General features: G+C 66.9%; 10 protein-coding genes. 1 reads left to right on the forward strand and 9 read right to left on the reverse strand.

The window, feature by feature from the left end:
• Positions 1 to 738: 738 nt before the first annotated feature.
• Positions 739 to 2,256, reverse strand: coding sequence for a CoA-acylating methylmalonate-semialdehyde dehydrogenase (locus tag AC1DKD_RS15060; RefSeq protein ID WP_035869886.1), 1,518 nt, complete (start codon positions 2,254 to 2,256; stop codon positions 739 to 741).
• A 39-nt stretch (positions 2,257 to 2,295) separates the two neighbouring features.
• The gene (aptA, locus tag AC1DKD_RS15065) at positions 2,296 to 3,627 is read right to left on the reverse strand and encodes an omega-aminotransferase AptA (RefSeq protein WP_441630675.1); all 1,332 of its coding nucleotides are present in this window, start codon (positions 3,625 to 3,627) and stop codon (positions 2,296 to 2,298) included.
• 351 nt (positions 3,628 to 3,978) lie between these two features.
• On the opposite strand from aptA, the gene AC1DKD_RS15070 reads away from it, so the two are divergent.
• Positions 3,979 to 5,493, forward strand: coding sequence for an aminotransferase-like domain-containing protein (locus AC1DKD_RS15070; RefSeq protein ID WP_441630673.1), 1,515 nt, complete (start codon positions 3,979 to 3,981; stop codon positions 5,491 to 5,493).
• Between the two features lie 31 nt (positions 5,494 to 5,524).
• Here the strand turns inward: AC1DKD_RS15070 and AC1DKD_RS15075 are convergent, their stop codons facing one another.
• The 7 genes from AC1DKD_RS15075 to leuC all read right to left on the reverse strand — a co-directional run bounded on the left by AC1DKD_RS15075 (position 5,525) and on the right by leuC (position 12,639).
• Positions 5,525 to 6,103: an acyloxyacyl hydrolase gene (locus AC1DKD_RS15075; protein ID WP_477143412.1), complete on the reverse strand. Its 579-nt coding sequence runs from the start codon at positions 6,101 to 6,103 to the stop codon at positions 5,525 to 5,527.
• 396 nt (positions 6,104 to 6,499) lie between these two features.
• Entirely contained in the window at positions 6,500 to 7,690 is a 1,191-nt protein-coding gene (locus AC1DKD_RS15080) for a M24 family metallopeptidase (RefSeq protein ID WP_477143413.1), read from the reverse strand.
• A gap of 61 nt (positions 7,691 to 7,751) precedes the next feature.
• Positions 7,752 to 8,720 (reverse strand): Bug family tripartite tricarboxylate transporter substrate binding protein, encoded by a 969-nt coding sequence (locus AC1DKD_RS15085; RefSeq protein WP_441630669.1) that lies wholly within the window; start codon positions 8,718 to 8,720, stop codon positions 7,752 to 7,754.
• 210 nt (positions 8,721 to 8,930) lie between these two features.
• Positions 8,931 to 9,569 carry a TetR/AcrR family transcriptional regulator gene (locus tag AC1DKD_RS15090; RefSeq protein WP_477143414.1) on the reverse strand — a complete coding sequence of 213 codons (639 nt, stop codon included), beginning with the start codon at positions 9,567 to 9,569 and terminating at the stop codon, positions 8,931 to 8,933.
• Between the two features lie 101 nt (positions 9,570 to 9,670).
• Positions 9,671 to 10,555, reverse strand: a complete 885-nt coding sequence (locus tag AC1DKD_RS15095) for an alpha/beta fold hydrolase (protein WP_477143415.1) — start codon at positions 10,553 to 10,555, stop codon at positions 9,671 to 9,673.
• A 13-nt stretch (positions 10,556 to 10,568) separates the two neighbouring features.
• Positions 10,569 to 11,228: a 3-isopropylmalate dehydratase small subunit gene (gene leuD, locus AC1DKD_RS15100; RefSeq protein WP_441630665.1), complete on the reverse strand. Its 660-nt coding sequence runs from the start codon at positions 11,226 to 11,228 to the stop codon at positions 10,569 to 10,571.
• Positions 11,221 to 12,639, reverse strand: a complete 1,419-nt coding sequence (gene leuC, locus AC1DKD_RS15105) for a 3-isopropylmalate dehydratase large subunit (RefSeq protein WP_477143416.1) — start codon at positions 12,637 to 12,639, stop codon at positions 11,221 to 11,223. Before leuC ends, leuD begins: the two co-directional genes overlap by 8 nt.
• Between the last annotated feature and the right edge of the window lie 98 nt (positions 12,640 to 12,737).

A 12,737-nucleotide genomic window follows, 5' to 3' on the forward strand; every position in this document is an offset into this window, starting at 1 on the left:
CCCCCTGCGGGGGGCTGCCGGTCACTCTTCTTTGCTTCGGCAAAGAAGACTAACGAGAAGAAAGCCGACCCTGCCGGGGRYAGAGCAATAAGGCTCTCGAATATCGGTGGTTTCGTCGTACGGCCCAGAGTGCCGGCGGGCATCTGCCGGTACCGGCTTGACTGACCACGAACCTGCCAGCTTCCGGGATTGACGGTGGGGCCCCCGGTAGCGGACATCACTTGCTTCAAGCCGTCTGTCGCTCGCGGAGTGACCGGCCACGAAGTTGCAGGCGCACCGGTTCCGTCGTGGGCGCGGTGGCACCGGATTGATATGCCCGAGACCTTGACCACCGCGCCCGCCCCACCACGAAACCATTGACTGGCGATGTGTCGTGATGGCCCGTGCCGGTAACGGCAGATTGCCGAATGGGCAAGGTTCCGCTACCGGGGGCCGTACTACGAATCCCGGAAGCTGGCAGCGTCGTGGCCCGTCAAACCGGTTCCGGCAGATGCCAGCAGAACTGTGGCCGTACGACGAAACCAGCACCCCTAGCGCCCGCGATTGCTCTGCCCCCGGCAGGGTCGGCTTTCTTCTCGTTAGTCTTCTTTGCCAAAGCAAAGAAGACTAACCGGCAGCCCCCCGCAGGGGGGATGTCGTATGGCTGTTGGGTACAAGAGCCAACACCGCTCAAAGAAACACCGACCAACCCCGCAAAAAAACGTGACCCCCACCATCATCCAGCCAAAACCAAAACCCTCACTTAGCCACCGGCATCGTAAATTCCGCACCCTTGCCGATGCTGTCCGGCCAGCGCTGCATGATGCTCTTGTACCGCGTATAGAAGCGAATGCCTTCTTCACCGTAAGCATGGTGATCGCCGAACAGCGAACGCTTCCACCCGCCAAAGGAGTGCCATGCCATCGGCACCGGAATCGGCACGTTGATGCCGACCATGCCAACCTGGATCTGGCGCGAGAAAGCGCGCGCCACGCCGCCGTCGCTCGTGTAGCACGACACGCCATTGCCATACTCGTGCGCGTTGATCAGGTCCACCGCCTGGGCAAAGTCATGCACCCGCACCACCGACAACACCGGCCCGAAGATCTCTTCCTTGTAGATCGTCATGTCCGGCGTGACATTGTCGAACAGCGTGCCGCCGACATAGAAGCCATCTTCATGCCCTTCGACCTTGTGGCCGCGGCCATCGGTCACCAGCTTCGCACCTTCTTCCACGCCCTTGGCGATATAGCCTTCCACCTTGGCCTTGTGCGCGGCGGTCACCAGCGGACCCATCTCGGCATCGGCTTCCATGCCGTTGCGGATCTTCAGCGACTGCGCGCGTTCGGCCAGGCGCGGGACCAGCTTGTCGGCGACGTCGCCCACCGCCACGGCTACGGAGATCGCCATGCAGCGTTCGCCCGCCGAGCCATAGGCCGCGCCGATCAGCGCGTCCACCGCCTGGTCGAGGTCGGCGTCGGGCATCACCACCAGGTGGTTCTTGGCGCCGCCCAGGGCCTGCACSCGCTTGCCGTGCTTCGTGCCCTCGGTATAGATGTACTCGGCAATCGGGGTCGAGCCGACAAAGGACAGCGCCTGCACATCCTTGTGCGCCAGCAGCGCGTCGACGGCTTCCTTGCCGCCCTGCACCACGTTGAACACGCCGTCCGGCAGGCCGGCCTGCTTGAGCAGGTCGGCGATCAGCAGCGAGGGCGAGGGATCGCGCTCGGACGGCTTGAGCACGAAGGTGTTGCCGCAGGCCAGCGCCACCGGGAACATCCACATCGGCACCATCACGGGGAAGTTGAACGGCGTGATGCCGGCCACCACGCCCAGCGGCTGGCGCAGGTTCCAGTTGTCGATGCCGCCGCCGATGTTGTCGGTGAAGTCGGTCTTGAGCAGGTTGGGAATGCCGCAGGCRAATTCCACCACCTCGATGCCGCGGGTGACTTCGCCCTTGGCGTCCGAGAACACCTTGCCGTGCTCGCGCGTGATCAGCGCGGCGAGGTCGTCATGGTGGCGGTCGAGCAGCTCCTTGAACTTGAACAGGATGCGGGCGCGCTTGAGCGGCGCGGTCTCGGACCAGGCCGGGAAGGCCGCGTGCGCGGCGGCTACCGCGGCATCCACGTCCTGCGCGGAGCCTAGCGCCACGCGCCCGGCCACCGCGCCGGTGGCGGGGTTGAATACGTCGGCATAACGGTCCGACGAGGCGGCGCGCACGGTGCCGCCGATGTAATGCGCGATGTCGGCGATCTGCCGGTTTTCTGCGATGTTCACGTCAGTGTTCCTTGTGTTGTTCCTGCCATGCGTGCGTACTTACTGCACGTCTTGCAGGACCTTCTTCACGGTGTCGAACATTTCGCCGATCTGCTCTTCCGTGATGATCAACGGCGGCGAGAAGGCGAGGATATCGCCGGTGTAGCGCACCAGCACGCCGCGTTCCAGGCATTTGAGGAAGGCCTCGTAGCCGCGCGCGCCGGGCTGGCCGGGACGCGGCTCCAGTTCGATGCCGGCCACCATGCCGAGGTTGCGGATGTCCTTCACGTGGGGGGCGCCGCGCACAGCGTGCACAGCGGCTTCAAATTTGGGCGCCAGTTCGGCGGCACGGCCGAACAGGTTCTCGTTCTTGTAGATATCCAGCGTGGCGATGGCCGCGGCCGCTGCCAGCGGATGGCCGGAATAGGTGTAGCCGTGCAGGAACTCGATCGCGCCCGGCGCGGCGGAGTTGACCACGGTGTCGTGCACTTCGCGCCTGACCGCCACCGCGCCCATCGGCACGGCCGCATTGTTGATGGCCTTGGCCATCGTGATCAGGTCCGGCGTGACCTTGAAGCGCTCGGCGGCGGTGGCCGCGCCCAGGCGGCCGAAGGCGGTGATGACTTCGTCGAAGATCAGCAGGATGCCGTGCTTGCTGGTGATCTCGCGCAGCTTTTCGAGATAGCCCACCGGCGGCACCAGCACGCCGGCCGAACCGGCCAGCGGCTCGACGATCACGGCAGCCACGTTCGACGGATCGTGCAAGGCCAGGATGCGCTCCAGGTCCTCGGCCAGGTGCCCGCCCCATTGCGGCTGGCCCTTGGAGTAGGCAGCCTCGGCAATATTGAGCGTGGCCGGCAGGTGGTCCGTGCCAGGCATCAGGTTGGCCGAGAAGACCTTGCGGTTGCCGCCGATGCCGCCCACCGCCATGCCGCCGAAGCCCACGCCGTGATAGCCGCGCTCGCGGCCGATAAAGCGGGTGCGCTGGCCTTCGCCGCGCGCGCGATGGTACGCCAGCGCGATCTTCAGCGCGGTGTCGACCGATTCCGAACCCGAGTTGGTGAAGAAGATGCGGTCCAGCCCGGACGGCATGATGGCGGCCAGCTTGGTGGCGGCCTCGAATGTCAGCGGGTGGCTCATCTGGAATGGCGGCGCATAGTCCAGGGTCTGCACCTGGCGCGCGACCGCTTCCGAGATCTCCTTGCGGCAGTGGCCGGCGGCCACGCACCACAGGCCGGCGCAACCGTCGAGGATCTGGCGGCCGTCATGCGAGGTGTAGTACATGCCGCTGGCCGAGGCGAGCAGGCGCGGCGCCGCCTTGTACTGGCGGTTGGCGGTAAACGGCATCCACAGGGCATCGAGATCGGGGATCACGGTCTTGGCGGCATCCATACGTCCTCCTCAGGGCATTGGCTCGGGCGGCGGCGGTTGCGCCGCACCGGGGTTGTCGAGTGATTCTGGCGAATGCGGCCACTGTAGCGGCCCGGCCCGGCTTAAAGAATATACGGTCGGCAAAACATCACCTGACCGTACAGTTAAGACTATGACAACTGTACAGAATTCAAAAGGCGCGCTACATGCCGGCTTGCCGCCATGCCCGGCCCTGGCGCGCCCCGCGGCGCGCAATCCCGCCCCGGAAGCCATGTTCGCGCTGCGGTGCCGCAATGCCGCGCGGGACGAAGACGCTTCCCATCGCACCACTACGGCCACTAAACTGTACAGGTTGATTCTGACATATGACGCATGCTAAACCTTGAACTGGTCCGCAGCCGGCGCAGCGGGGACACCCTGACCGAACAGATCGTGGCCGGCATCGCCAGCCTGATCGACCGGCGCGTGCTGCGCGCCGGCGTGGCGCTGCCCTCGGTGCGGCGGTTCGCCCAGCAACACGGCGTCAGCACCTTCACCGTGGCCGAGGCCTACGGCCGCCTGACCGCGCTGGGCTACCTCGGCGCGCGCGCGGGTTCCGGCTATACGGTGGCGCACCGCCACGCGCCGGCCGGCCAGGCGCCAGCGGCGCGCTGGGAGGCACCGGGGCTGAATGCCGCCTGGCTGTTGTCGGACGTCTTCGCCGACCATTCGGTGCCCATCAAGGCGGGCGCGGGCTGGCTGCCCGGCGACTGGCTCAACGAGGAGGGACTGCACCAGGCCATGCGCGCCGCGGCGCGGGTGCCCGCGGCGCAGGTCTCGGGCTATGGCCATCCTTACGGCTTTGGCGCGCTGCGCGAGCATATCGCCGCCGGCCTCAGCCAGTACGGCATGCCAGTCCAGGCCCAGCAGGTAGTGCTGACCCAGGGCGCCACGCAGGCGCTGGACCTGGTGGTGCGCACCTTGCTGCGGCCGGGCGACACGGTGCTGGTGGAAGACCCGTGCTACTGCAACCTGCTGCAGATCCTGCGCCTGGCCGGGCTGCAGGTGATCGGCGTGCGCCGCACCGCCAGCGGGCTGGACACCGACGCGCTCGACCACGCCATCAGGAGCCATGCACCGCGTGCCCTGTTCGTCAACACCGTGCTGCAGAATCCCACCGGCGGCACGCTTACCAGCATGAACGCGCACCGCGTGCTGCAACTGGCCGAGCAATACCGGCTGCTGGTCGTGGAGGACGATATCTACCGCGAACTGGCGCCCGCCGGCTCGCCCATGCTGGCGGCCATGGACGGCCTCTCGCACGTGATCTACATCAACGGTTTTTCCAAGACCATCACGCCGTCGCTGCGGGTGGGCTACCTGGCAGCCAGCCCCGATCTGGCCAAGGCGCTGGCCCGCACCAAGATGGCGGTGGGGCTGACGTCATCGGAAGTGACGGAACGGCTCGTGTATTCGGTGCTGACCAGCGGCCACTACGGCCGCCACGTGGCGGCGCTGGCCGAACGGCTGCGCGCCCAGCAGGACCGGATCACGGAGAAGATGGAAGCGCACGGGCTGGAAGTGCTGCTGCGCCCGGAAGGCGGCATGTTTGCCTGGGCACGGATGCGCCCGCGAGACGGGAACGAGCAGGCCGCCCTGTCAGGCAACCGGCTGGCAACGCTGGCACTGGAGCACGGCATCTGGCTGGCACCGGGCTCCTACTTCGAGCCGGAAGAAGGCGACTCGCCCTGGATACGGTTCAATGTCGCGACCACCGACGCGCCCGCGCTATGGCGCTTTTTCGACACGCTGCGCGGCGCGGATAGCCGGGGGGCGGAGACCGGACTTCCCGAGCCGGCCTCGCGCGCCGCGCGCAATCCGCGTGCCGGCATGGTCAAGCTGGCCTGAGCGCCGGCCCGGGCCAGCCGCCGTTGCCGGTTCAGAAGCGATAACGCATGTAACCCGTGTAAAAACCGCTACCCGGATTGGGCTGCTTGMTACCGGCATTGGAGACATGCTGGTAGCGGAAGCCGGCTTCGTAAGCAGTCTTGGGGCCGAATGCCATGCCTACGCCGATCATGTCGGAGAACTGGAACAGGCTGCCGGAGCGGTGCTCGTCGGAGGTGGCCTTGTGGCTCATCATGCGCACGCCTACCGAAGCTTCCAGGAAGGGGACCAGCGAGCCGCCGCGCTTTTCCAGGCGAAAGATCGGCGAAAAACCGAACTCGGTCACATTCTGGGCATTGGTGCCGCTGCGGGCATTCCATTCGGCCAGTTCGGCCTCCCACTGCAGCTTGACCAGCCAGCCCTGCGGGTTGCCCCAGGCAAAGCCTGAATCCCAGTTGACGCCGATTTCGTACTTGTTGATGTTGTGGCCAGGATCGCGGCCGAAGGCCACGTGCACCCCGGGATCGGCATGCGCCAGCGCGCTGGTACCAAGGGCAGCCACGGCGCCAAGCGCCTTGATATGCGTTACAAGCCGGTGGGCAAGGCCGGCGTTCTTCTTATCTCTGGTCATGTACATGGTGGGTGGTGAATACCGCGAAGAATGGCAAGTCCTAGCGAAAACCTTGCCACCTCCCAGCGGCAAGGCCGACCACCCGTACTCAGGACCAGAGGCGTTCCACCACCCAGCTCGCGGTCACGCAGATCGCGAGCCAGGCGCTCATGCATCCGGCAATAAATCGGTAAGTCATGTCAATTTCCGCAACAAACGCCTGGGGACAAGCGAATAATTCCGGAATTATACATCCATCCATGAATGTATGTTGAGGGCTGACGCGGATTCGGCTAGGACCTGACTTAATGGTCAGGGATTATGCGCCTCCGGGCGGCGTAATGCTTGCGGTACCAAAGCCCTGTTGCCGCGCCGCGTCAACCCTCCTGGCCTGTGGTGCCCGGCGGCACCCGCCTCTCACCCCACCGTTGCGTATTCCAGCGTCTTTGGCGTCTTCACGATCACCTCGGGGCGTTCGCCCACCACCACCGTATCGTCCAGCCGGAAGCCCCCCAATCCGTAGACATAGATGCCGGGCTCGGCCGAGTACACCTCGCCCGGCAACAGCGCCCGCGTATTGAAGGCCATGTCTTCCGGGTACTCGTGCAGCATCAGGCCGACCGCGTGGCCTGTGCGGTGAAAGATGTACTCGCCCAGGCCCGCGCGCTCGATCACGGCCTGTGCCGCAGCGTCCATATCGCAGACRCGGCGTCCGGTCACCGCGGCCGCTACCGCGGCATCGGTGGCTTCGGCGGCGACCTCGTAGCAATGTGCCTGGCGCGCATCCGGCCTGCCGCAGAACCAGGTGCGTTCGTTCTCGACGTAGTAGCCATTCAGGCGCGGCAGGATCAGGTTGACGATAGTGTCGCCGGCCGCGATGCGCGCCCCGCACGCGGCGCCGTCGCCATGCGGCGACGCCGAGGCGGGCCCCGTCAGTGTCCAGCACTTGAGAATGTCGAAATCCTCGCCGGGGAAACGGCGCGCCGCTTCCTCCACCATCAGCGCCGACATGGCGTGGTCCAGCTCCTGCACCAGCCGGCCTGCGCGGATATTCTCGCGATAGCGGTCCTGCACCCAGTCGGTCAGCGCCCCCAGTTCACGCATCACCTGCAGTTCCTCGGCATGCTTGACCCAGCGCATGCCGCGCATCTCGGCCAGGGCCGGGCGCAAAGTAAGCTCGGGCAGGTAGCGCTGCGCCGCCGCCAGGATCGGGTGCGCCACATCGACGGCAATGCGCGAACCGCCCAGCCCGTGCGCGGCCAGCAGCGACGCCACCACCTCGGGCAACTGTGGCGCCAGCGCCAGCCGCCGCGCGACGCGCGGATGCTCGGCATAGTAGGTCACATCGCGCAGCCAGACCTTCTCCTTTTCCGCGCACAAGCGCATATGGTTGGTGGATAGCTCGTTCATCACCGCGAAGGGCTCGCCATTGCGCGGCACGAACACAAATAYGGGGCGTTCCCACGGCCAGACATCAAGCTGGAAATTGGTGGCGAACTGGAAGAAGTCCGGGGTGGCGAATACCAGCGCGTCAACGCGGAGGCGGTCCATCAGCGCGTGCATCATGGACAGTCGGTAGTCGCGCACGGCGGTCGTGATCTGGGGCATGTCTTGTCTCCTTGAAAGTCGGTGCGGTAAAGCCAGGCGTGGTGCGGATGCGTGGTGCGGATCAAAGGGCGATGCCGAGCTTGCGGATCAGCGGGCCCCAGGCCTGCGCGTCGCGCTGCATATAGCGCTGCACTTCGTCAGGCGGGCCCTTGATCGGCTCCAGGAACTGGTTGGCCAGCTTGTCCTTGAACGCGGGCTCGTCCATGGCCGCATCGATGTCGGCATTGATCTTGCGCACCAGCGGCGCCGGCGTGCCGGACCTGGCGACGATGGCGTACCAGCCCGGCACCGCCACGTCGTAGCCAAGCTCCTTGAATGTGGGCACATCGGGCAGCGCCGCCAGGCGCCGCTCGCCGGTCACCGCCAGCGGCACCAGCTTCTTGCCGGTGATATAGGGCTGCACGCCCGCCAGCACGTTCATCATCGCCGGGGTCTCGCCCGACATCAGGCTGGTCGATCCGCCGGCGCCGTTGAACGGCACATGCTGCAGCTTGATGCCGGCGCGCTCGGCCACCAGTTCCATGGCCAGATGCGTGGAATTGCCGATGCCACCGGAGGCATAGCTGATGCCGCCCGGCCGCGCCTTGGCCAGCCGCACGAACTCCGCGAAGCTGGTGGCATGCATGGCCGGCGCCACCACCAGCACGAAGGGCGAGTTCGCCAGCATCGCCACGCCGGCCAGGTCGCGCTGCGGCACATAGGGCAGCGAGGGATACAGGAAGGGATTGAAAGCCAGGTTGGAAACGCCGGCGAAAAACAGCGTGTAGCCGTCGGCCGGTTGTTGCAGCACGTAGTTGATCGCCAGTACGCCATTGGCGCCTGGCCTGTTTTCCACCACCACGCTGCGCCCCCAGCGCTTGCCAAGCGCTTCAGCCAATGCGCGCGCAAGCACATCGTTGCCGGTTCCGCCGGCCTGCGGCACCACGAGCCGCACGGGGCGCTGCGGCCACGCCTCCGCCCAGCCGGCGGCGCCGTATGACATTCCCGCCACGGCTAGCGCGGCGCCCACTATCAGCGTTCGTCTCTTCACATCGTTCTCCTCTCGAATCCCCTGGACGCGCCTCATGACGGACCCATCCGGTTTACTGTACCATGTGGTACACGCAAAAGAAAACAGGACCGGCACAGGGCCTGCCATCGCGGCAAGAGCCGGTGAGAAAGCTTGAAGGGGAAGCGGAGACGCATTGCCGCGGCAGCGGCAACAACTGCTGCGCGGCGCCGTGATGGCGCCGCGTCGGGATCAGGCTTCGTGGCCGGGCTTTGCGCCCGCCGCCCTGGGCGCGTTCTGCATGCGCGCGAAATACTTCAGCGCGGCGGTGGTGCCCTTGCGATCGCCCGTGGTGACGAGATCCAGCAGCAGCCCGCGCATCGTGGCCACCTCGACTCGGGCACGCAGCTTCGCCTCGCTGGTGCTCAACCCGAGCTGCTTGTGAAAGCGCTCGGTCAGCGCGCCGGTCCAGCTGCCGATCACGTCATCGAGGAAGACATGGAAGCGCTCGCGATCGCGAATGGCGCGCCMGTAGATCTCGAACAGCAACTGGATGATGGGGAGGTAGTTGTCCGCCGAGTAGCGCGCCCAGGCCACTTCCAGCGCCCGCGCGGGATCGGCCTCGCTGGCGGCCAGGCTGGCGCGCGCATCCAGTTCGGCATGGCGGATGCGGCGCAGCACCGCTTCCCAGAACTGGTCGCCGGAGCCGAAGTAGTAGATCAGCATGCGGTGGCTGGTACCGACCGCTTCGGCGATATTGCGCAGCGACAGGTCGCCGATGCCGTGCTCCAGCACATGACGCACGGCGGCGTCCAGCAACTGGATGGCCTGGTCGCTGGTGGCGCGGCTTTCGGCAAGCGTATCGGCGGCGGGGTTCTTGCGGGGCGGCATGGATGGGTGAGACGCGATCGGTCGGGCACGGGTGCGAAGACAGCGAGTGTAAGCCAGGCCGGCGCGTCATGCATCCACCTCCTGCCGCGCGTCCGGCGCGCTCAGCCTGCGCCCAGCAGGAAGGGCAACGTCTCCTCCAGCAGCAACGCCGGCGCTTCCTCGGCGATGTAATGCCCGCAAGGCAGGCTCTTGCCATCCACGCTGCGCGCCACCTTGCGCCACTCTTCCAGCGGCGCGAAGCAGCGGCCCACGGCGCCCTGCTCGCCCCACAGCGCCAGCATGCTGCACTCGACCTTGCGCCCCGCGGCCAGGTCGGCGCGGTCGTGATCGAGATCGACCGAGGCGCTGGCGCGGTAGTCCTCGCACAAGCCGTGCGCCGCGCCGGGCAGGCTGAGGCAGCGCAGATACTCGGCCATGGCCGCCGGCGTGAACGGCGCCAGCCCGGCGCTGCGGCTGCCCATGGTGTTACGCAGGTAGAGCGCCGGATCGGCCTCGATCAGCGTCTCGGGAAACGGCGCGGGCCGGATCAGGAAGAACCAGTGGTAGTACGCCAGCGCGAACTGCAGGTTGGTCTGCTCGTACATCGCCAGCGTGGGCGCGATATCGAGCGTGACCAGCCGCCGCACGGCATCCGGATGGTCCAGCGCCATGCGGTGGGCCACGCGCGCACCCCGATCGTGCGCCATCACCAGGAAGCGCTCGAAGCCCAGCGCGCGCATCACCGCCACCTGGTCCTGCGCCATGCTGCGCTTGCTGTAGTTGGCATGGTCGGGCAGCCCGGCGGGCTTGCCGCTGTCGCCGTAACCGCGCAGGTCGGTGGCGACCACGGTGAAATGCCGGGCCAGCKCGCCRGCCACCTTGTGCCAGATCACATGCGTTTGCGGATGGCCRTGCAGCAGCAGCAAGGCCGGGCCCTGGCCGCCGACGAAGGCGTTGATCTCGACTTCGCCGCAGCGGATGCGGCGCGGGGTGAAACCTTCGAACACAATCGGTCCTCCTTCAGGCGGACAGCCGCGCCATGGTCTTGGCGGCGACGTCCTGCAGCCAGGGCTGCGCATGGTGATGCCGCCGCGCGAACCCGGCGATCCGCGACGACTGTGCCAGCGTCGCGCCGATCATGTCCAGGCCCTGGCGGAACAGGGTGCGATGGCGCTCGGCCAGCGTGAAGCCGGCGCGCACGGCGCCCGCGCTCACCGTCATGGCCGCGAGGTCGATCTCGATCCGGACCGGCGCCTCGCGCGACACCTCGACCATCAGCGCATCCACTTCGGCCTGCGGCAGCATCACCAGCAGCAGGCGGTTGTTGATCGCATTCGAATAAAAAATCTCGCCAAAGCTCGGCGCGATCACCGCGCGGATGCCGAATTGCTGCAGGCCCCACACCGCGTGCTCGCGGCTCGAACCACAGCCGAAGTTGGGGCCCGCCACCAGCACGCCCGCGCCCCGGTAGCGTGGCTGGTTGAGCACGAACTCCCGGCGCGGCGCGCCCTGCGCGTCGAAGCGCATATCGTAGAGCAGGCCACGGTCCAGCCCGGCCTTGTCGATGATGCGCAGGAACTGCTTGGGCATGATCTGGTCGGTGTCGAGATTGCCGATGGGCAGGGGCGCGCCGAGGGCGGCGATCAGATCGGCATCAGGGTCAGGCATCGAATCAGGCATCGGTATGCTCCAGGCGGCGTACATCGGTGATGCAGCCGGTCAGCGCGGCGGCGGCGGCCATCGCGGGACTCATCAGGTGGGTGCGCCCGGCGCGCCCCTGGCGTCCCTCGAAATTGCGGTTGGTGGTGGAGGCGCAGCGCTCGCCCGGCGCGAGCACGTCGTCATTCATGGCCAGGCACATGGAGCAGCCGGGCTTGCGCCACTCGAAGCCGGCATCGAGCAGTACCCGCGCAATGCCTTCGTCCTCGGCCTGCCGGCGCACCGCGCCCGAGCCGGGCACCACCATCGCGCGCACGCCTTCGGCCACCTTGCGCCCGCGCACGATGGCGGCCACCGCGCGCAGGTCTTCGATGCGGCCGTTGGTGCACGAGCCGATAAACACGCGCTGCACCGGCAAGCCCTCGAGCGAGGCGCCCGCCTGCAGGCCGATGTAGCCGAGCGCCTTGGCGGCGGCGCTGCGCGCCGTTTCGTCGGCCGCTTCCTCCACCAGTGGGACGCGCGCGTCGATGGGGATGGCCTGGTCGGGACTGGTGCCCCAGCTCACATAGGGCGCGACGTTGCCGGAGTCGAATCCCAGCTCGCTATCGAAGCGCGCATCCGCATCCGAACGCAGATCGCGCCAGCACGCCAGCGCGCGCTCGCGCATCGTTGCGTCGATATCCGCTGCGCGTGCCAGCACGTAGTCGATGGCGCGCGCATCCGGTGCGATCAGCGCGCCGCGCGCGCCGGCTTCCACCGTCATATTGCAAAGCGTCATGCGCGCCTCGATGGTGAGCGCATCGATGGCACTGCCGGCAAATTCCACCACATAGCCGCGCGCGCCCTGGGCGCCGATGCGGCTGATGATGTGCAGGATCAGGTCCTTCGCGGTGACGCCGCGCGGCAGCATGCCGTCCACGCGGATACGCATGTCCTTCGCCACGCGGTAGACCAGCGTCTGCGTGGCCAGCACATGCTCCACCTCCGACGTGCCGATGCCGAAGCCGAGCGCGCCCAGCGCGCCGTAGGTGGTGGTATGGCTGTCGCCGCACAGCACCACCATGCCGGGCCGGATCATGCCGTGCTCGGGCGCGATCACGTGCTCGATGCCCTGCAGGGCATAGTCGGTGTCGAACAGGGGTATGCCGTGCTGCACGCAGTTGCGCTTGAGATTGCGCGCCTGCAGCGCCGAGGCGGGGTCTTGTATGCGGCGCGGGCTTTCCGCATGAGTGGGGATGACATGGTCCACCACCGCCACCTGCTGGCCAGGCGACGGCACGCCCCGGCCCTGCGCGGCCAGCCCGGCGAATGCCTGCGGGCTGGTGTACTCGTTCATCAGGTGCAGATCCGCGTAGAGCAGCACGTGATCGGCGTCGAGCGCGGCCACGGTATGCGAATCCACCAGCTTGCGATAGAAGGTAAGGCCTGACATGGGGCTCTGCCTGCGTTGAATGGCGTTGAATTGGGTTGAAGAGTATCGAGAGACCAGTTTAACCATTGAACCCATCGCTATAATTTCATCTACAGACT

This window comes from Cupriavidus sp. 05T313 (assembly GCF_056396665.1).